This is a genomic window from Klebsiella sp. K5-204 (assembly GCF_030128585.1).
In the GTDB taxonomy this organism is placed as follows: domain Bacteria; phylum Pseudomonadota; class Gammaproteobacteria; order Enterobacterales; family Enterobacteriaceae; genus Klebsiella; species Klebsiella quasipneumoniae.
Genome location: NZ_JAKUZS010000001.1, coordinates 389,671 through 409,591 on the forward strand (window position 1 = coordinate 389,671; position 19,921 = coordinate 409,591).

General features: G+C 62.5%; 19 protein-coding genes. 13 read left to right on the top strand and 6 right to left on the bottom strand.

Annotation, left to right across the window (positions count from 1 at the left end):
- Nucleotides 1-64: 64 nt before the first annotated feature.
- A complete protein-coding gene (locus MKR05_RS01980) occupies nt 65-973 on the bottom strand; it encodes an SDR family oxidoreductase (RefSeq protein WP_238875533.1) in 909 nt (302 codons plus the stop codon).
- Between the two features lie 107 nt (nt 974-1,080).
- On the opposite strand from MKR05_RS01980, the gene MKR05_RS01985 reads away from it, so the two are divergent.
- Complete coding sequence (locus MKR05_RS01985; RefSeq protein WP_060591009.1) at nt 1,081-1,923, top strand: helix-turn-helix transcriptional regulator; 843 nt, start codon at nt 1,081-1,083, stop codon at nt 1,921-1,923.
- On the opposite strand, the gene MKR05_RS01990 is transcribed toward MKR05_RS01985, so the two are convergent.
- Nucleotides 1,890-4,211 carry a helix-turn-helix domain-containing protein gene (locus MKR05_RS01990; RefSeq protein ID WP_080819730.1) on the bottom strand — a complete coding sequence of 774 codons (2,322 nt, stop codon included), beginning with the start codon at nt 4,209-4,211 and terminating at the stop codon, nt 1,890-1,892. The two genes, MKR05_RS01985 and MKR05_RS01990, sit on opposite strands and share 34 nt — an antisense overlap.
- 171 nt (nt 4,212-4,382) lie before the next feature.
- Between MKR05_RS01990 and MKR05_RS01995 the strand changes: the two genes are divergently transcribed.
- Nucleotides 4,383-5,552 carry a M20 aminoacylase family protein gene (locus tag MKR05_RS01995; RefSeq protein ID WP_023289354.1) on the top strand — a complete coding sequence of 390 codons (1,170 nt, stop codon included), beginning with the start codon at nt 4,383-4,385 and terminating at the stop codon, nt 5,550-5,552.
- Nucleotides 5,553-5,577: 25 nt separating this feature from the next.
- Nucleotides 5,578-6,969 carry an MFS transporter gene (locus MKR05_RS02000; RefSeq protein WP_214632765.1) on the top strand — a complete coding sequence of 464 codons (1,392 nt, stop codon included), beginning with the start codon at nt 5,578-5,580 and terminating at the stop codon, nt 6,967-6,969.
- Here MKR05_RS02000 and pspF read toward each other — a convergent pair.
- Nucleotides 6,960-7,949, bottom strand: coding sequence for a phage shock protein operon transcriptional activator (pspF, locus tag MKR05_RS02005; RefSeq protein ID WP_072199080.1), 990 nt, complete (start codon nt 7,947-7,949; stop codon nt 6,960-6,962). The two genes, MKR05_RS02000 and pspF, sit on opposite strands and share 10 nt — an antisense overlap.
- A gap of 152 nt (nt 7,950-8,101) precedes the next feature.
- On the opposite strand from pspF, the gene pspA reads away from it, so the two are divergent.
- The 6 genes from pspA to MKR05_RS02035 all read left to right on the top strand — a co-directional run bounded on the left by pspA (nt 8,102) and on the right by MKR05_RS02035 (nt 12,214).
- Nucleotides 8,102-8,770, top strand: a complete 669-nt coding sequence (pspA, locus tag MKR05_RS02010; RefSeq protein WP_004203910.1) for a phage shock protein PspA — start codon at nt 8,102-8,104, stop codon at nt 8,768-8,770.
- Between the two features lie 55 nt (nt 8,771-8,825).
- Nucleotides 8,826-9,050, top strand: a complete 225-nt coding sequence (gene pspB / locus MKR05_RS02015) for an envelope stress response membrane protein PspB (protein WP_023289357.1) — start codon at nt 8,826-8,828, stop codon at nt 9,048-9,050.
- Complete coding sequence (gene pspC / locus MKR05_RS02020) at nt 9,050-9,409, top strand: envelope stress response membrane protein PspC (RefSeq protein WP_004203911.1); 360 nt, start codon at nt 9,050-9,052, stop codon at nt 9,407-9,409. The genes pspB and pspC overlap by 1 nt, the downstream gene beginning before the upstream one ends.
- Nucleotides 9,410-9,437: 28 nt before the next feature.
- Nucleotides 9,438-9,656: a phage shock protein PspD gene (gene pspD, locus MKR05_RS02025; RefSeq protein WP_002901915.1), complete on the top strand. Its 219-nt coding sequence runs from the start codon at nt 9,438-9,440 to the stop codon at nt 9,654-9,656.
- Nucleotides 9,657-9,758: 102 nt separating this feature from the next.
- Nucleotides 9,759-11,156, top strand: coding sequence for a YcjX family protein (locus MKR05_RS02030; RefSeq protein ID WP_032452561.1), 1,398 nt, complete (start codon nt 9,759-9,761; stop codon nt 11,154-11,156).
- A complete protein-coding gene (locus MKR05_RS02035; RefSeq protein WP_214632764.1) occupies nt 11,153-12,214 on the top strand; it encodes a YcjF family protein in 1,062 nt (353 codons plus the stop codon). Before MKR05_RS02030 ends, MKR05_RS02035 begins: the two co-directional genes overlap by 4 nt.
- A gap of 99 nt (nt 12,215-12,313) precedes the next feature.
- On the opposite strand, the gene MKR05_RS02040 is transcribed toward MKR05_RS02035, so the two are convergent.
- The gene (locus MKR05_RS02040; RefSeq protein ID WP_223825673.1) at nt 12,314-13,183 is read right to left on the bottom strand and encodes a LysR substrate-binding domain-containing protein; all 870 of its coding nucleotides are present in this window, start codon (nt 13,181-13,183) and stop codon (nt 12,314-12,316) included.
- A 143-nt stretch (nt 13,184-13,326) separates the two neighbouring features.
- Here MKR05_RS02040 and MKR05_RS02045 point away from each other — a divergent pair, with 143 nt between their 5' ends.
- From MKR05_RS02045 to MKR05_RS02055, 3 genes are all read left to right on the top strand, one after another.
- Nucleotides 13,327-14,640: a 6-phospho-beta-glucosidase gene (locus tag MKR05_RS02045; protein ID WP_048297344.1), complete on the top strand. Its 1,314-nt coding sequence runs from the start codon at nt 13,327-13,329 to the stop codon at nt 14,638-14,640.
- Nucleotides 14,641-14,812: 172 nt separating this feature from the next.
- A complete protein-coding gene (tyrR, locus tag MKR05_RS02050) occupies nt 14,813-16,354 on the top strand; it encodes a transcriptional regulator TyrR (protein WP_023289362.1) in 1,542 nt (513 codons plus the stop codon).
- Nucleotides 16,355-16,455: 101 nt separating this feature from the next.
- A complete protein-coding gene (locus MKR05_RS02055; RefSeq protein ID WP_023289363.1) occupies nt 16,456-17,508 on the top strand; it encodes an AbrB family transcriptional regulator in 1,053 nt (350 codons plus the stop codon).
- A 70-nt stretch (nt 17,509-17,578) separates the two neighbouring features.
- On the opposite strand, the gene tpx is transcribed toward MKR05_RS02055, so the two are convergent.
- The gene (tpx, locus tag MKR05_RS02060) at nt 17,579-18,085 is read right to left on the bottom strand and encodes a thiol peroxidase (RefSeq protein WP_008805229.1); all 507 of its coding nucleotides are present in this window, start codon (nt 18,083-18,085) and stop codon (nt 17,579-17,581) included.
- A 102-nt stretch (nt 18,086-18,187) separates the two neighbouring features.
- Here tpx and ycjG point away from each other — a divergent pair, with 102 nt between their 5' ends.
- Nucleotides 18,188-19,153 (top strand): L-Ala-D/L-Glu epimerase, encoded by a 966-nt coding sequence (gene ycjG, locus MKR05_RS02065; protein ID WP_238875494.1) that lies wholly within the window; start codon nt 18,188-18,190, stop codon nt 19,151-19,153.
- On the opposite strand, the gene mpaA is transcribed toward ycjG, so the two are convergent.
- Entirely contained in the window at nt 19,150-19,857 is a 708-nt protein-coding gene (mpaA, locus tag MKR05_RS02070; RefSeq protein WP_032452569.1) for a murein tripeptide amidase MpaA, read from the bottom strand. The genes ycjG and mpaA overlap by 4 nt on opposite strands.
- Nucleotides 19,858-19,921: the final 64 nt, after the last annotated feature.

The window sequence follows — 19,921 nt, forward strand, 5'->3', positions numbered from 1 at the left end:
GCAGAGGGTCCGACGGGCGGGTAACCCTACCCGTCGGATGTCATACAGGGGGGAACGTATTTGCTTATCGTGACAACGTCACTTTTTGATAATCCATATTCCGCAAATCCTCCAGCAGCCCGGGGCCGACCGGCTGCCACTGCAATCGCTCGCGAGTCCATGCCGAGCTGGCGCGCAGGTCAAGGGCGGTAAAGGGGGCAAACCAGCCGAACCAGGCGTCAGCCTGCTCCTCATCCAGCTGGGTCAGCGGCAGATTTAAGCCCCGGGCGATGACTGCGGCAATCTCCCGTAACGCGATCCCCTCTTCAGCCACCGCATGGTAGCGCTCGCCCGCAGCGCCCTGCAGCAGTGCGCTGACGTACAGGCGCGCGACGTCATCGACATGGGCGGCGGACCAGCGGTGGTTCCCCTCGCCGCGCAGGGCCACCGCGCCGCTGGCGACCGCGCGTTCGATATAGCTGGTCAGCAGCCCCTGGCGCACGGTGTCATGCACCTGCGGCAGGCGAACGACCCGGACGTCCACTCCCGCCTCCAGCAGCTGCTGGCCGGCAAGTTCTGAGGCGGTCCGCGGGCTGGGGTGCGCGGCGTTAAAGCACGACTCGCGGGCCGGGGCGCCGCTCCCGTCGTCGCCCATCAGCGTGCCGGAGGTGATGACCAGCGGCCGCGCGCTGCCCCGCAGCGCCTGGCCCATGGTGAGGATCGCCTGGCGGTCTTTCTCGCAGTTGGCGGCAAAGCGGCTGAAGTCGTGGTCGAAAGCGGTATGGATCACCGCGTCGGCGCTCTCGACGCCCGCCAGCAACGAATCCGGGGCGTCCAGCGTGCCGCGGCGCACCTCGACCCCTGCCGCTTCCAGGGCCTGCTCCGTGGCGTCGCTGCGCGCGAGGCCGATAACCTGATGGCCCGACGCCTGCAGCGCCGGAAGAATACGCGAGCCGATAAATCCGCTCGCGCCGGTAAGAAATATACGCATTATGAACCTCCTGGACGGGTTATCAGGCGTATCCTACCCGCGATGTCATACTATAAAAGTAGAGACATTATCGGGGTATAAATTCTAACAGGCAGACTTACAGGCAGATGATGAACACTTCTGACAATCATGCTTTAGGTGATTTTCTCCGCGCCAGGCGCCAGCGTCTCGACCCGGTAACGTTTGGCTTCCCGGCGGGACGCCGGCGCACGCCGGGCCTGCGCCGTGAAGAGGTCGCCCAGCTCGCCAGCATCAGCCCGACCTGGTATACCTGGCTTGAACAGGGGCGCGGCGGGGCGCCTTCCCGCGAGGTGCTGGAGCGGATCGCCCGCGGTCTTCGGCTGACCACCCCGGAGCGCGAACATCTGTTTATACTCGCCTTCGGCCATCCGCCGCAGACCCGTTTGACGATCACAGATGATATGACGCCGCGGCTGCAGCGGGTGCTCGATGCCTTCGCCATTCCGGCGATTATCCGTACCGCCAGCTGGGACGTGATCGCCTGGAACGCGGCGGCGGCCAGGGTGCTGACCGACTACGGCCAGCTGCCGCTGGCGGAGCGCAACGTGCTGCGCCGCCTGTTTACCCGGCCTGAGGCCCGCTGCACCCTGGAGGACTGGCAGACGGTGGGGCAGCTTATCGTTAACGCCTTTCGCGCCGACGTCACGCGGATGGGCGCCACGACGGAAACTGACCAGCTGATCGCGGAGCTCAGCCAGCAGAGCGTCGAGTTCGCCCGTTTCTGGCAAAGCCACGACGTCGCCGGCCACGGCGAGGGCTATAAGCGCATTCACCACCCGCAGATGGGCCCGCTCGATCTGGAGTTCACCTCTTTTGCTGTGGAGGGCCGCCCCGATCTGTCGCTGCTGGTTTTCAACCCGGCGACGACGGAGAGCCAGCGCAAAATTCACGGCCTGCTTCAGGCGTCGGGATCCTCATCGGGGGAGTACTGAGGGGTAAATTCGTACAGGGCCAGGGCGTTGCTCTCCAGCGAGTCGACCCGCAGCCAGTGGCCGTCGAGTCGGGCTTCCTCCACGCTGAGCGCCGGACGGGCCTGATGCATCAGCCACTGATAATCTTCGGCGTCGGGGCCGCTGCGGCTGCGAAAGGCGTCCACCAGCGGGAACAGCGCGCCGTGGTGCTGATCGAAGAGGTGCTGTTTGATGCGCCAGCGGCCCTTGAGCCCCTGCAGCCGCACACTGTACGGCTGGCTGAAGCGTTGAATAAAAGCCGCTTCGCTGGAGAGCCAGGGGTTATAGACCACCGTATTGCGCAGCAGCAGCTGGTAGTGCCCCTGGTGATGGAGCAGCAGCAGGTTTTTGTCGTGAAACAGGATCTCGCCGCGCAGCCGTCGCCAGAGCCACAGCACCCAGTAAACCGGGCGCGGCAGCCCGTGCAGATAGTGCAGCGCCAGGCTGGAGGTATCCAGCTTGCCGTTGGCGCGGGCTTCGCCCTGGAGGCCGGAGTTTAACCAGAAGCCCGCCAGCCAGACCTGGTCCGCGACCCCCAGCAGATTATCCATCAACAGCGCGCCGCGAAAAAAGCGCCCGTTGGTGTCCCGCGTATCGCCGGTCAGCGTATTCCACGAGAGCAGCCATAGCGGCAGGTTAAGCTGCCGTTGACGCAGGGCGCTGTGGATCTGTCGCAGCTTATGCGCCGGATAGTGCTCGCTGGAGGCCAGACTGCTGCTGTCTGCCTGAGCCAGATCCAGCCGTTCGTTGGCATCCGCCTGGCAGGCGAGAAAATCGGCTTCCGCCAGCAGCGGCGAGTGGAACAGCGGATCGTCCCCGGGCGCGCTGGCGGCAAAGCGGTGCCAGATCCCCAGCTGCGGCTGCGGCAGCAGACGGTGAAGAACCTCGCGCTGCTGCCGCCAGGCGGCCTGGCGGGCCGCTTCGCTGGCCTGCGGCGACCAGTGCCAGACAAAGCGCCAGCTGCTGAGCGTCGTCGGTGGAAAATGGTTGGCGGCGAGTTGCAGGAAGCGCTGCAGCAGATCGCTGCGGGTGGTGACCCCGGTATGCAGGATCACCTGCCAGCCCATCGCCGCCAGCCAGCTGAAGATCTGCTGCAGGTTGTACCAGCAGGCGTAGCCAGCCATCTGCGGATCGTCCCAGCCGGTGCCGAACAGGCGGCTGCTGAGAAAGGCATCGTTGATATCAATGGCATACACCGGCAGGGCGCGGTGCAACTGCTCCAGTTCGCGGCGCACGTCCTCCCGCAGCAGATCGTCCAGCTCGCGCACGGTCACCACCATCCGGGTATGGCGCAGCACCGCGGCGCGCGCCGGTCGCTGGTGCAGGTTGATCTCCCGGGTTTGCGGCGGATTGATCAACAGCGGCTGACTCTCCCGGTCGCGTTGTTCCGGCTCATTAAGGCGGGCGTAGAGCCGGTCCACGGCCACCGGCTGCCAGCGATCGCCCTGCGGCGGGCGCGGTCGGCCCGGCTCCCGGGGGGACCGCTCGCGATACTGGCGCGGCGTCACCCCATGGTGGCGCTTAAACAGGTCGCTCATCATTCGCGTGCTGGCGAACCCCTGCTCGCGGGCAATTTGCTGAACGGGTTTGCGGGTGGTTAACAGCTGATCAGCGGCGTGGCGCAGGCGCAGCGCGGTGAGGTACTGGACAAAACTGACGCCAACCTCCTTGTGAAACAGGCGTGACAGCCAGGCCTCGGAGACAAACTCGGCGGCCGCCACCTCCTGTAAAGAGAGACGGCGCTGATAGTTGGCGTCGATCCGCGCCACTACGCTGGCTATCCTCCGGCTCCATTTTTCAGCATCGCGCCGTGGCGTGAAGGCAATGGGCTGGCTGAAGCGCGTGGCCAGCAGCAGCGCTATCTCACTCAGCCAACGGTTGGCCTCCAGCCGGTAATGGCCGGGATGATTGACCAGGCCGCTCACCAGCAGCTGGCGCATCAGGCGGCGCAGGCCGTCATCGGCATCGCGGGTGCGCGGCGATATCTGGTAGTCGACGGCAAAAAAGGCGTTGTCGAGGCGGGCCAGCCAGCTGGCGGAGAGGGTGAGGATCATCACCGCGTTGCCCCCGGCGCTGCGCAGGCTCCAGCGACGGTTGCGGTTAACGATCGCCAGCGCGTCGACGGCAAGCTGCTGCGGCGCGCCTTCCGCCTCCGCCAGATTTACGCTCCCCTCCAGCACCCACAGCAGCGTCAGCAGATCGCTCTCCGGCTGGCTTAGCTGACGCACATCGCGCACGGTGACGCTAAAGTCGCCTGAATGCTGCTCCACATGGTTCTCCTCTGTAGACAAAAAGCAACCGGTTGTTTTTTGTCATAACCGACATGTATGAAAAACACTCATTCATTTCTCGTCAATATAAAACAAAAAAACGCGCATGAAAGCTGTTTCACCCGCATAAACTCGAAAGTGTCGTGCAAACACAACACAGGAATAACAAAAATGACACATCCGTTGCTTGAAGCCTTGCAGGTCAACGAGGCGCAATTTATTGCCTTACGTCGCCGGTTCCACCAGCAGCCGGAGATCGGCTTTGAAGAGCATCAGACCAGCAGCGAGGTCGCCCGACTGCTTGGCGAATGGGGATACGAGGTTCATCGCGGCCTGGCGGGCACCGGGGTGGTGGGTACGCTGCGCGTCGGCCAAGGAAAAAAACGCCTCGGCCTGCGGGCGGATATGGATGCCCTGCCGATGCAGGAGCGGAGCGGGAAGCCGTGGGCAAGCCAGGTTGACGGACGCTTTCACGGCTGCGGCCATGACGGGCACACCACCACGCTGCTCTACGCGGCTGAATATCTGGCGCGCACCCGCCAGTTTAACGGGACGCTGCAGCTGATTTTCCAGCCCGCGGAAGAGTTGCTGTACGGCGGGCGGGTGATGGTCGAGGACGGTCTGTTTGACCAGTTCCCCTGCGACGCCATCTTTGGCCTGCACAATATGCCGGGTCAGCCGCTGGGTAAAATTGGTCTGCGCGACGGGGCGATGATGGCCTCCTCCGATACGCTGCATATTGAAGTGAAGGGCGTTGGCGGCCACGGCGCGGTACCGGAGCATACGGTGGATGCCACGCTGGTGGCCTGCCATATTACCCTCGCGCTGCAGTCCATCGTCTCGCGCAATATCACCCCGTTTGAGCCAGCGGTCGTGACCGTCGGCAGCATCCAGGCCGGACATGCGCCCAATATCATTAACGATCATGTGTTGATGAAGCTCACGGTGCGCACCCTCAATGAGCAGGTACGCGAGACCGTGCTGCAGCGGATCCATGATATTGCCGTGGCTCAGGCGGAGAGCTTTAACGCCACGGCTACGCTGACTCACGTCAACGGCAGCCCGGTATTACGTAACGATCCGGCGGCCAACGCCATGGTGCGGGAGGTGGCCACAGCGCTGTTTGGCGCAGAGCAGGTGGGCGAGGTGAAGCCGTTTATGGGCAGTGAAGATTTCGCCTTCATGCTGGAGCAGCACCCCCACGGCAGTTATTTCACTATCGGCGCTGGCGACGAGCCGGATCGCTGCATGGTGCATAACCCGGGCTATGACTTCAACGACGCGCTGTTGCTTAGCGGCGCGGCGCTGTGGTGCGGCCTGACGGAACACTATCTGCGTTAATCACCGGAAACGGGAGGGCCATGCAATGAGCACTGTCACCGTAAGCGACACCCCCTATGTCGGCAGCGATCGTCTGCTGGTGGGGATTGTGCTGAGCGTTTTAACCTTCTGGCTGTTTGCCCAGTCGGTGATCAACGTCGTGCCGGCGATGAAAAGCAGTCTTGATATTTCCCTTGAGACCTTAACCCTGGCCGTCAGCCTCAGCGCGCTGTTCAGCGGCTGTTTCGTGGTGGCCAGCGGCGGCCTGGCGGACAAGTTTGGCCGCATGCGAATGACCACCCTCGGGCTGGGGCTGAGCATCGCCGGCAGCGCTATGCTGGTACTGGCCCAGGGGCCGGGGCTGTTCCTCGCCGGCCGGGTGCTGCAGGGGCTGTCGGCGGCGTGCATTATGCCGGCGACGCTGGCGCTGATTAAGACCTGGTACCAGGGGCGCGCGCGTCAGCGGGCGGTCAGCTTCTGGGTCATCGGCTCGTGGGGCGGCAGCGGCCTGTGCTCCTTCGTCGGCGGAGCTATCGCCACCGGCCTGGGCTGGCGCTGGATCTTTGTCTTTTCCATCGCCGTTGCCCTGGCGGCGCTGGCGTTACTGCGCGGCACGCCGGAGAGCCGCAGCGCCAGCGCCAGCCAGCAGAAGCTGGACGTTGGCGGCCTGCTGAGCCTTATCGCCGGGCTGGTGCTGGTGAATCTGTTTATCAGCAAAGGCCACGGCTGGGGCTGGAGCAGTCCGCTGTCGTTGAGCATGCTGGCGGGGGCGCTGATCGCTGGCGCGGTGTTTATTCGCAGCGGGCTGCGCAAAGGCGAGGCGGCGCTGATCGATTTTGCGCTGTTTCGCAACCGGGCGTACGGCGCGGCGGTGCTGTCGAACTTTCTGCTCAACGGGGCGATTGGCACCATGATGATCGCCAGCATCTGGCTGCAGCAGGGGCACCACCTGACGCCGCTGGAGAGTGGAATGATTACCCTCGGCTATCTGGTGACCGTCCTGGCGATGATCCGGGTCGGCGAGAAGCTGCTGCAGCGCTACGGCGCCCGGCTGCCGATGATGGCCGGCCCGGTGCTGACCGCCATCGCCATCGGCCTGATATCCTGCACCTTTCTCGATAAGGCGCTCTATATCGGCGTGGTGTTCGGCAGCAATGTGCTGTTCGGCCTCGGGCTGGGCTGCTACGCCACGCCGTCAACGGATACGGCGGTGGCCAACGCGCCGGAGAACAAAATTGGCGTCGCCTCGGGGATCTACAAGATGGGCAGCTCGCTGGGTGGGGCGATGGGGATTGCCGTGACGGCGTCACTTTTCGCGCTGTTTTTGCCGCTCGGTATGGCCCATGCCGCCCAGTATGCCCTGTGGTTCAACGCCGCCTTATGCCTGGGGGCGATGGCGGTAAGCGCACTGCTGCTGCCGCGCGCCTCTCACAGCTGATGCTTTTTCAGCAGCGCGCGGAGCTGATGATAGGTTAAGCCCAACAGCTCCGCCGCCTGCTTCTGATGATACTTCGCCTGCTGCAGACTCCGCTGCAGCAGGCGTTTTTCCTGCTGTAGCTGAAAATCGCGGAGATCCAGCGGCAGGGCGGGCAGTTCGTCCCCGGACGCGGCCTCCGGCACGGAGGCCGCGGACTGACGGAAAGGGTTGAGGATAATGGCGTCCAGCTCGTGCTCGCTGTCGCCGTGGCGATAGACCGAGCGCTCGACGACGTTCTTCAGTTCACGAATATTTCCCGGCCAGCGGTAGCCGAGCAGCGTGGCGGTGGCTCGTTCGCTGAAGCCGGGAAACAGCGGCAGACCGAGCTCGCGGCACATCTGAATGGCAAACTGGTTGGCGAGCAGCATGATGTCGCTCTGCCGTTCGCGCAGCGGCGGGAGCTGCACCACGTCGAAGGCCAGACGGTCGAGCAGGTCGGCGCGGAAATGGCCTTCCTCCACCATCCGCGGCAGGTCGGCGTTGGTGGCGCACACCAGCCGGACGTTGACCTGCAGCGGCTGGCTGCCGCCCACGCGCTCCAGTTCGCCATATTCAATCACTCTTAACAGCTTCTCCTGCACCAGCATCGGGGCCGTCGCCAGCTCATCGAGAAACAGCGTCCCGCCGTCGGCGCGCTCGAAGCGTCCGGGATGGCGCTTGCTGGCGCCGGTGAAGGCCCCGGCTTCGTGGCCAAACAGCTCCGAATCGAGCAGATTGTCATTCAGCGCCGCGCAGTTCAGCGAGATAAACGGCCCCTGCCAGCGGGCGGAGAGGTAGTGCAGACGGTTGGCGATAAGCTCTTTCCCGGTACCGCGCTCGCCGATGACCAGCACCGGTTTGTCCAGCGGAGCCAGCCGGGAAACCTGTTCCAGCACCTCGAGAAAGCTGTTGGCCTCGCCCAGCAAATTATCCTTGTACTGCGCCATGATGAATTTCGCCATTAAGTAGTGTGATTAACCAGGTGACTGTAGCAATGCCCTGCCTGTTTCGCAACCACTCTGTTTAAAATCAATAAGATAAAAAGTTGGCACGCCATTTGTATTAGCTAAGCCACAGGTGAATGCCTGCAACCAGAACTATGAGGACTGAAATTATGGGTATTTTTTCTCGTTTTGCCGACATCGTGAACGCCAACATCAACTCCCTGCTGGAGAAAGCCGAGGACCCGCAAAAGCTGGTGCGTCTGATGATCCAGGAGATGGAAGACACGCTGGTTGAGGTACGTTCCACGTCGGCCCGCGCGCTGGCGGAAAAGAAACAGCTGACCCGTCGTATTGAGCAGGCGGTCGCCCAGCAGGCGGAATGGCAGGAAAAGGCCGAGCTGGCCCTGCGCAAAGAGAAAGAGGATCTGGCCCGGGCGGCGCTGATCGAAAAACAGAAGCTGACCGACCTTATTGCTCAGCTGGACCACGAAGTGCAGCTGGTGGATGAAACGCTGGCGCGCATGAAGAAAGAGATTGGCGAGCTGGAGAACAAACTCAGCGAAACCCGCGCCCGTCAGCAGGCGCTGGCGCTGCGTCATCAGGCGGCGAGTTCGTCCCGCGATGTGCGTCGCCAGCTGGACAGCGGTAAACTGGATGAGGCGATGGCGCGCTTTGAATCCTTTGAACGTCGCATCGATCAGATGGAAGCGGAAGCGGAGAGTCACCGCTTTGGCAAGCAGCAGACGCTGGATCAGCAGTTTGCCGAACTGAAAGCGGACGATGAAATCAGCGAGCAGCTGGCGGCATTGAAAGCCAAAATGAATCAGTCCAACCAGTAAGTACGATTGCGCGGCGCGGCGTTGCGCCGCGGCTCACCCCCTGTAAGGAGTACACATGAGCATGCTTTTTCTCGCCATTCCGTTGACGCTGTTTGTGCTGTTTGTTCTGCCGGTCTGGCTGTGGCTGCACTACAACAATCGCGGCGCCAACGGGACGCTGACGCAAAATGAGCAGCAACGGCTGCTGCAGTTGACCGATGACGCGAAGCGGATGCGCGAGCGCATTCAGGCGCTGGAAGCGATCCTGGATGCCGAACATCCGAACTGGAGAGACAAATAATGGCTGGACTGGATCTGAATAAAAAACTGTGGCGTATCCCGCAGCGCGGGATGGTCAAGGGCGTCTGCGCGGGTATTGCTCAGCATCTTGATGTCCCGGTGAAGCTGGTGCGCCTGATTACCGTGCTGGCGATGATTTTTGGCCTCTTTTTCTTCGTCCTGGTGGCCTACATCATTCTGACCTTCGCCCTGGACCCGATGCCGGACAGTGAGCTTTACGGCCACAAAGCGCCGAGCAATGGCGATCTGCTGGCCGCCGTGGATGCCGAACTGGCCTCCGGCGAACAGCGTCTGCGTGAGATGGAACGGTACGTCACCTCCGACACCTTCACGCTGCGCAGCCGCTTTCGTCAGCTGTAAATCCTGTTGTTAACGAGTGAGGCAACGCATGAATAGCAAATGGCAACGCGCCGGGCAGCAGGTTAAGCCCGGCCTGAAAATCGTCGGTAAGCTGGCGCTGCTGACCGCGCTGCGTTATGGCCCGGCGGGCGTTGCCGGCTGGGCGGTTAAATCGGTCGCGCGACGGCCGCTGAAAATGCTGCTGGCGGTGGCGCTTGAGCCGCTGCTCAGCCGGCTGGCCAACCGCGTCACGCGCGGGATGAAATAACGCCGCCGTGGGGAAGGCGCAAAAGGATTAACGTTCTCCTGCTTATCCCCGGCAGATAGCTTATGATGACGAGACACACCTTCAGGGCATAACGGACTGGCGATGAAGCGACTGAAAACTGAATTGAATGCGCTGGTCAACCGCGGGGTTGACCGGCATTTACGGCTGGCGGTGACCGGCCTGAGCCGCAGCGGCAAAACGGCGTTTATCACCGCGCTGGTCAACCAACTGCTGAATATTCACACCGGCGCCCGCCTGCCGCTGCTGAGCGCTGCGCGCGAAGAGCGACTGCTCGGCGTCAAGCGCGTACCGCAGCGGGACTTCGGCATTCCGCGATTCACCTACGATGAAGGGCTGGCCCAGCTGTACGGCCAGCCCCCCATGTGGCCAACCCCGACGCGCGGCGTTAGCGAGATCCGTCTCGCGCTGCGCTACCGTTCCAACGACTCCCTGCTGCGCCATTTTAAAGACACCTCCACGCTGTATCTGGAGATCGTCGACTACCCGGGCGAATGGCTGCTCGATCTGCCGATGCTGGCGCAGGATTATCTGAGCTGGTCGCGGCAGATGACCGGACTCCTGCAGGGACAGCGTGCGGAGTGGTCGACCCGCTGGCGGCAGTTGTGCGCCGGGCTGGATCCGCTGGCCCCTGCCGACGAGGCCCGGCTGGCCGAGATCGCCGCCGCCTGGACGGATTATCTGCACGCCTGTAAGCGTGAAGGGCTGCACTTTATCCAGCCCGGACGCTTTGTCCTGCCCGGCGAAATGGCCGGCGCGCCGGCGCTACAGTTTTTCCCATGGCCTGACGTCGATGCCGTCGGCGAAGCCAAGCTGGCGCAGGCCGATAAACACAGCAACGCCGGCATGCTGCGCGAACGCTACAAGTACTACTGCGAAAAGGTGGTGAAGGGGTTCTATAAAGAGCACTTCCTGCGCTTCGACCGGCAGATTGTGCTGGTGGACTGCCTGCAGCCGCTGAACAGCGGGCCGCAGGCGTTTAACGATATGCGCCTGGCGCTGACCCAGCTGATGCAAAGCTTCCATTACGGGCAGCGCACCCTGTTCCGCCGGCTGTTTTCGCCGGTCATCGACAAGCTGCTGTTCGCCGCCACCAAAGCCGACCACGTCACGGTGGATCAGCACAGCAATATGGTGTCGCTCCTGCAGCAGCTGATCCAGGACGCGTGGCAGAATGCCGCCTTCGAGGGGATCAGTATGGATTGCCTGGGGCTGGCGTCCATTCAGGCGACCCAGAGCGGGCTGATTGAGCTGAACGGCGAGAAAATCCCCGCCCTGCGCGGCAATCGGCTGAGCGACGGCCAGCCGTTGACCATCTATCCCGGCGAGGTGCCGGCGCGCCTGCCGGGGCAGGCCTTCTGGCAGCAGCAGGGATTTCAGTTTGAAAACTTTCGTCCGCAGGTCATGGATGTCGATCGGCCCTTGCCGCACATTCGCCTCGACGCGGCGCTGGAATTTTTGATTGGAGATAAACTGCGATGAGCGAACCGTTAAAACCGCGGATTGATTTTGATGGCCCGCTGCAGGCGGAAAAAACGCCGCCGCTGAAAAGAGCCCGCGCCTTCGACCGACGGGAAGCCGACAACTTCGCGCCGGCGCTTCTGGTGACCGGCGAAGAGGAAGAGGGGGCGGCAGAGGCGGTGGTGGAGTCGGTGCTGCGGCCGAAACGCAGTCTGTGGCGGCGGATGGTCAGCGCTGGCCTGGCGATCTTCGGCGTCAGCGTCGTGGCGCAAGGGGTGCAATGGACCGCCAACGCCTGGCAGACGCAGGACTGGATTGCGCTGGGCGGCTGCGCTGCCGGGGCGCTGATCGTCGGCGCCGGCGTCGGATCGGTGGCCACCGAGTGGCGCCGCCTGTGGCGACTGCGCCAGCGCGCCCACGAACGCGATGAAGCCCGCGATATGCTGCACAGTCACGCGGTCGGCAAAGCGAAATCCTTCTGTGAGAAGCTGGCGCAGCAGGCGGGTCTGGATCAGTCGCATCCGGCGCTGCAGCGCTGGTATGCCGCCATCCACGAAACGCAAAGCGACCGGGAAGTGGTCAGCCTCTATGCCCAGCTGGTGCAGCCGGTGCTCGATGCCCAGGCGCGGCGGGAAATCAGCCGTTCGGCGGCGGAGTCGACGCTGATGATCGCCGTCAGTCCGCTGGCGCTGGTGGATATGGCGTTTATCGCCTGGCGCAATCTGCGGCTGATCAACCGAATTGCCACCCTGTACGGCATTGAGCTGGGGTATTACAGCCGCCTGCGTCTGTTTCGCCTGGTGCTGCTGAATATCGCTTTCGCCGGCGCCAGCGAACTGGTGCGCGAGGTGGGCATGGACTGGATGTCGCAGGATCTGGCGGCCCGGCTGTCGGCGCGCGCCGCGCAGGGCATCGGCGCCGGTCTGCTTACCGCCCGCCTTGGTATCAAGGCGATGGAGCTGTGCCGCCCGCTGCCGTGGATCGCCGATGATAAACCGCGGCTCGGCGATTTTCGTCGCGAGCTGATTGGCCAGCTGAAAGAGACCCTGCAGAAAAGCAAAACCAGTCCGGAGAAGTAACCTCCGCTCAGAGACATCGCCGGGCGGCGGTTTGGCCTTGCCCGGCCTGCGAGGTCGAGTCCAGGCTTGCGCACCTGCCGCGCCGCGGGCAATGTCCGGTCATACGCATTCCGCCGCCAGCCACTCGCTGAAGGCGCGAAAGCGCGGGCGCGAGCGGTTCTCCTGCGGACAAATCAGATCATAGCCAAAGGGAGATTCCGCCTCGTCTTCGGACAAGGCTACCAGTCTCCCGGTGGCGAGCAGCGGCTGGATCAGCGTTTTACGCCCCATCACGACCCCGAGTCCATTCAGCGCCATCTCAATGGCCAGCGAGTGGTTGTTCACCGCGTAATACCGGCCGTCAAAGGGTAACGCCTGTCCGCTTTGCTGGCACCACAGGCGCCATTCGGCAAACTGATCCTGCACGTCGGTGGATTCGCAGGCATGGATCCAGACGATCGCCGCCGCGTCACCGCCGCTCAGCGGGCGATACTGACGGCGATACTCCGGAGAGCAGACCGGCAGCAAACTTTCCGCCATCAACCGTTGTTGATAAAGATCGGGATAGCGCGTGGCGCCGTAATAAATCGCGAGGTCCACCCGCTCCTCGTTAAAATCCATCACCCCGGCGCGGACGCGAAACTGTAGATTTAGTCCCGGCCACTGGGCCTGGAAGCGGGGCAGACGAGGCATCAGCCAAAGATGGGCCAGGGTCGGCGCAATACCAATATGCAGCGTGCCGCGCAGATCCTGTTCGCGAATATCCTCAATTTCATCGTTAATCGCCCGCAGCGAATGGCTCAACGTCGTCAGCAGGCGTTTGCCTTCCTCCGTCAGCGCCAGTTTACGCGTCATGCGAATAAACAGGCGAAATCCGATATGCATCTCCAGCTTGCGGATCCGATGGCTGACCGCCCCCTGGGTCAGGTTCATTTCATGCGCGGCGAGGGTAAAACTCAAATGGCGGGCGGTCACCTCAAAGGTCTGCAGCAGCGCAAGGATGCTTTGTTGTTCAAGCACAGGTTGTCTCCCTTATGCATTAATTTGCTTCATGCATAGGCCGATTTAATTCGTTTGTTACGCCAGTTTGGCCGGTTTTAAATAGTTATATCGTAACTAAACCGAGGTATACCATGTCAGGACTCAAAATTGTGGTGATTGGCGGCGGCTCCAGCTACACCCCGGAACTGATTGAAGGTTTGCTTAACCGCTATCACGAGATGCCGGTCGCTTCGCTATGGTTGGTGGACATTGAAGAGGGCAGAGAGAAAGTCGAGATCATCGCCGGACTGGCGCGGCGAATGATCGCCAAAGCCGGGCTGATCATCGAGGTGGTGGCTACCCTGGATCGGGAGAGCGCCCTGCGCGATGCCGATTTCGTCTGCTCGCAGTTTCGCGCCGGCTGCCTTGACGCCCGCATCAGCGATGAACGTATTTCCCTCAAGTATGGCCTGATCGGCCAGGAGACCAACGGCCTTGGGGGCTTCGCCAATGCCTGCCGTACCATTCCCATCGCCCTGGCGATTGCTGCCGATATGGAACGACTCTGCCCTGACGCCTGGCTGCTGAACTTTACCAACCCGTCGGGGATGGTGACCGAAGCGATCCTGCGCCACAGTCGCATCAAAGCCGTCGGCCTGTGTAATGTGCCGGTGATTATGCAAAAAGGGGTGACCACCCTGCTGCAATGCGCTGACGAAAAGGAGGTAGTGATGCAGGTCGCCGGCCTGAACCACTTTATCTTCGTGCGCCAGATCCTGCACAAAGGAAAAGAGTGGCTGCCGGAGGTCATCGCCGAGATCAATGCCGGTCGGGATCCGCTGGTGCCGCGCAACATTCCGCCGTTCCGTTGGCCGTCGCATCTCCTGCAGGGCTTAGGCATGATCCCCTGCGCCTATCTGCGTTATTACTACATGAAGGACGATCTGCTGCGTCAGGAGCTGGCGGAGGCGGGCGGCGAAGGGACCCGTGGCGAAGTGGTTAAGCAACTGGAAAAAACCTTGTTTGAACAGTACAGCGACCCGCACCTCGCGGTTAAACCGAAGGCGCTGGAGGGCCGTGGCGGTCAGTACTATTCCGAGGCGGCCTGCGAGCTGATGAATGCCATCTACAACGACAAGCGCATTATCATGCACGTCAACACGCGCAACAACGGCGCCATCAATGGCCTGCCGGATGACTGTGCGGTGGAGGTCAGCTCGCTGATCACCGCTTCCGGTCCACTGCCCCTCAACGTGGCGCCGTTCCCTGACGATACCCTGCGTTTGCTGCAGCTGATGAAATCTTTCGAACAGCTGACCATCGAGGCCGCCATCACCGGCAACCGCCATACGGCGTGGCGCGCGCTGGTGCTGAATCCGCTGATTGTCAGCGGCGAGAAGCTCGAACAAGCGTTGGATGAAGTGATCGCCCATAACCGCCAGTGGCTGCCTGCCTTCCATGCTTAACCCCCAATTAACCGGCCGGATGGCCGGTTAATTGACCACTGACCGCCTGACTTTACGGCGCAACGCCCATTTTTCCGCCATGCTGTCAATAATTGTTGACAGTTAGCTTCCCGAAAGTCCATTCCTGGCCTATTATTCTCCGGTCATTGGCACTTTTAGGGTGAACACTCCCATGCGTCTTGAAGTCTTTTGTGAAGACCGCCTCGGTCTGACTCGTGAATTGCTCGATTTGCTGGTGCTGCGCGGCATTGATCTGCGTGGTATCGATATTGACCCTATTGGCCGTATCTACCTCAATTTTGCCGAACTGGAGTTCGCCACCTTCAGCAGCCTGATGGCGGAGATCCGCCGTATCGCCGGCGTGACAGACGTGCGCACCGTGCCGTGGATGCCATCCGAGCGTGAACATCTGGCGCTGAGCGCGCTGCTGGTGGCGATGCCTGAGCCGGTGCTGTCGCTGGATACCAAAGGCAGGGTCGAACTGGCCAACCCCGCCAGCTGCCTGCTGTTTGGCCAAAGCCAGGCGAAGCTGCGCAACCATCCGGTGGCGCAACTGATCGACGATTTTAACGTCCAGCGCTGGCTGGAAAGCAGCCCGCAAGAGACGCTGGCGGAGCATGTGGTGGTGAATGGGCAGAACTACCTGCTGGAAGTGACCCCGGTTTATCTGGAAGGGGAGCATAACGAGCGAGTGCTGACCGGCGCCGTGGCGATGCTGCGCTCAACCGTGCGCATGGGACGCCAGCTGCAGACCATGACCAGCCAGGACACCAGCGCCTTCAGCCAGATCCTCGCGGTGGGGCCGAAAATGCGCCACGTGGTGGAGCAAGCGCGTAAGCTGGCGATGCTCAGCGCGCCGCTGCTGATTGTCGGCGACACCGGCACGGGTAAAGATCTGCTGGCGCACGCCTGCCATCTGGCCAGTCCGCGGGCGGGCAAACCCTATCTGGCGCTCAACTGCGGCTCCATTCCCGAGGACGCCGTTGAGAGCGAGCTGTTCGGTGACGCGCTGCAGGGCAAAAAAGGCTTCTTCGAGCAAGCTAACGGCGGCTCGGTGCTGCTGGATGAAATTGGCGAGATGTCGCCGCGAATGCAGACCAAGCTGCTGCGCTTCCTCAACGACGGCACCTTCCGCCGCGTCGGCGAGGATCATGAAGTGCACGTCGATGTGCGGGTGATCTGCGCGACGCAGAAAAACCTGGTCGAGCTGGTGCAGAAAGGGCTGTTCCGGGAAGATCTTTACTATCGCCTCAATGTCCTGACGCTGTATCTGCCGCCGCTGCGCGACTGCCCGCAGGACATTATGCCGCTGACCGAGCTGTTCGTGGCGCGCTTTGCCGATGAGCAGGGGATCCCCCGACCGAAGCTCTCCGCCGATCTCAGTACGGTACTCACCCGCTACAGCTGGCCCGGCAACGTCCGCCAGCTGAAGAATGCGGTCTATCGCGCGCTAACCCAGCTGGAAGGATTCGAGCTGCGTCCGCAGGATATTTTGCTGCCGGACCACGACGTCGCCTCGCTGCCGGTGGGCGAGGAGGCCATGGAAGGATCGCTGGACGACATTACCCGCCGCTTTGAGCGCTCGGTATTGACCCAGCTCTATCGCAGCTACCCCAGCACCCGTAAGCTGGCGAAGCGGCTGGGGGTGTCGCATACCGCCATCGCCAATAAGCTGCGCGAATATGGTTTGAGTCAGAAAAAGGGCGACGAATAATCGCTGAACGCCGGCGACGCTCGTCGCCGGTATCCCGGCCTGCAAAGCGGGCTAAACCTGTATATACTGGTTTTTTAATCCTTTTTCCGGGGTGGTGCATATTGGCGTCGCGTCGCGCGATCGGGCAATGGCTGACATTGCTGCTGCTCTCAATTCTCTTTTCCTCGCTGCTGTTACGCATTCATCTGCCGGCAGCGCTGCTGCTGGGGCCGCTGATTGCCGGTCTCATTTTGAGCCTGCGCGGGGTGAAGCTGAGGATCCCCCGCGCCTGTTATCTGGCGGCGCAGGCTATCGTCGGCTGTATGATCGCCCGCGCCATTAACCCCTCCGTTTTTGGCGTGCTGTTCAACAACTGGGCGCTGGTGCTGGCGATCCTGTTAACGACCCTGGCGATCAGCGGCCTCACCGGCTGGCTGCTGGTCCGCTATAGCGCGCTGCCGGGCGCCACCGGCGCCTGGGGAAGCTCTCCCGGCGGGGCGTCGGCAATGGTAGTGATGGCTCAGGAGTACGGGGCTGATGTACGCCTGGTGGCGCTGATGCAGTATCTGCGAGTGCTGTTTGTCGTCGGCGCGGCGGCGCTGGTGGTGCGCTATGCCCTGGGCAACGAGGCGCAAACAATGAGTCAGGCTATCGTCTGGTTTCCACCGTTGACCCTTCATTTCCCTTTAACGCTGCTGCTGACAGCGGCGGGCTGCTGGCTGGGCGTGCGGCTGCGCATTCCTTCCGGCGCCATGCTGCTGCCGATGCTGCTCGGCGCGCTGGCCCAGGGGGGCGGCTGGGTGATGCTGGAGCTGCCGGAGTGGCTGCTGGCGATGGCCTACGCGGTGCTGGGCTGGACGGTGGGACTGCAGTTTAACAAGGCGGTGTTTCTGTTGGCCCTGAAGACGCTGCCGCAGATTATCGCCTCCATTCTTGGGCTGATCCTGATGTGCGCCCTGATGGCCCTCGGCCTGACCCACATTCTGCAGATGGATTTCATGACCGCCTATCTGGCCACCAGCCCTGGCGGACTCGACACGGTGGCGATTATCGCCGCCGGCACCCGGGCGGATATGTCGTTTATTATGGCGCTTCAGACGCTGCGGCTGTTTACCATCCTGCTGACGGGCCCGGCGATGGCGCGGGCTATTTCCCGCTATGCGCCGCGGCAATAAAAAGCCCCCGCAGAGCGAGGGCTGAGTACATAGCATGTCCGCAGGCGCGATGCCCCCGGACAGTCTGTTATCAGGCTTTCAGGGCGGCCAGCGCGGCGTCGTAGTCCGGCTCTTCGGTGATTTCGTTCACCAGCTGGCTGTAGACAACCTGATCGTTTTCATCGATAACGACCACCGCGCGAGCGGCCAGGCCCGCCAGCGGACCGGCGGCGATGGCGACGCCGTAGTCAGCGAGGAACGAGGCGCCGCGCAGCGTGGAAAGGGTCACCACGTTGCTCAGGCCTTCCGCGCCGCAGAAGCGGGACTGGGCGAACGGCAGGTCAGCGGAAATGCACAGCACCACGGTGTTGTCCAGTTCAGCGGCCAGCTGATTGAATTTACGCACTGATGCGGCGCACACGCCGGTATCAATGCTCGGGAAAATATTCAGTACTTTACGTTTGCCGGCGTACTGGCTCAGCGCGACGTCAGAGAGATCTTTGGCGACCAGCGTAAACGGCTGCGCTTTAGCGCCTGCCTGCGGAATGGTGCCCTGAACAGAAACGGGGTTGCCCTGGAAATGCACGGTTTGTGACATGGTTATCTTCCTGTTTACATATAGTTAACGTCGCGAGTAGTGTATGACATCCGCCAGCTACACGGCAAACCCTATTTAACATTTACCAGAGAGGACAAGGGAATGCGCAACGTGCGAGTGTATGAGGAAGCCTGGCCGCTCCACACCCCCTTTGTGATCGCCCGCGGCAGCCGCAGCGAGGCAAAAGTGGTGGTGGTGGAACTGGAAGAGGACAGTGTGAAAGGGGTGGGGGAATGCACCCCGTATCCCCGCTATGGCGAGAGCATCGCTTCGGTCATGGCCCAGGTGATGGCGATCGGCGAGCAGCTGGAGGCGGGACTTACCCGCAAACAGCTGCAGCGGCTGCTGCCGGCAGGCGCCGCGCGCAATGCCATTGACTGCGCCCTGTGGGATCTGCAGGCGCGGCGCGAAGGCAAAACCTTGCCCCAGCTGCTGGGGGTGACGTTGCCAAACCGGGTGATCACCGCCCAGACGGTGGTCATTGGCACGGCGGATCAGATGGCGGCCAGCGCCGCGGCGCTGTGGCAGAAGGGCGCTCAGCTGTTGAAGGTGAAGCTTGACGACCGGCTGATCAGCGAGCGGTTAATCGCTATCCGTCAGGCGGCGCCGGAGGCTACGCTGATTGTCGACGCCAATGAATCCTGGCACAGCGAGGGGCTGGCGGCGCGCTGCCAGCTGCTGGCGGACCTCGGCGTGGCGATGCTTGAGCAGCCGCTCCCTGCCGACGCCGATGCGGCGCTGGAAAATTTCGTCCATCCGCTGCCAATTTGCGCCGACGAGAGCTGCCATACCCGGGAGAGCCTGCCCAGGCTGCGCGGACGCTATGAGATGGTCAATATCAAACTGGACAAAACGGGCGGCCTGACCGAAGCGCTGGCCCTCGCCGAGGAGGCAGAACGACAGGGCTTTGGACGGATGCTGGGCTGTATGCTCTGCACCTCGCGCGGGATCGCCGCCGCGCTACCCCTGGCGCCGCTGGCGCGCTTCGCCGACCTCGACGGCCCGACATGGCTGGCGGTGGACGTCGAGCCGGCGCTGCGGTTCAGCACCGGCGTGCTTCATCTTTAAGCCTGCCAGCGCAGCAGGTCGGTCATCGCCGGCAGGTAACGCTCGGTTGCCTCGTCGGCGGAGACCGGCGGGAACTCAGCGGTAATGCAGGGGAGTCCGATATCAGCGCACCAGCTGCCAAAGGAACCTGGGGTGTCGTAGCCCACGCTGCCGACCAGCGGTAGTGAGAAGGCGTCGGCCAGCCAGTGTCCCAGCGGGCTGTGTCCCGGGTCTTCGATGCAGGCCAGCGGATCGTGAAAGGAGACCACCCACGCCGGATGGATCTGATGGATCAACTGACACAGGGCCTGGGTCTCTCGCTCCGAGCCCGGCTGTTCGCCGGTCAATAACACCACGTCTCGTTCCGTCGCCGCGCTGTTCCAGCGGTACACCGTTTCCCCTTGTCTCCAGTTAGCGGCCGGAAAGTTGCGGTTGAGGTCAACGCCGCGGGCGTTGGCGCGCAGCCCGAGCTGACAGCCGTCAGGATTGACCGTCAGCACCACGTGGTGGCGGCGCAGCTCCGGCTTCAGGGTGCGCAGGGCGCAGGAGAGGGTCACAATCGACGAATTCTCATCGCCGTGGGTGCCGGCAATAATCAGGCCGCTGCGGCTGTCGGCCATCGGCGCAGGAAACCACAGCAGCGGCGCGCCCAGTTCCGAGCTGCCGTACTGCCGGGTCCCCGGCGGAAAGTCGCCGCGCTGCGGGCGAGGACGTGAAATAGACATAGGGCTTCCTGTGTGTCGTTATTATGTAGTGTTGGCGAAAAGCGTGTTGGAATCAAACCCATTC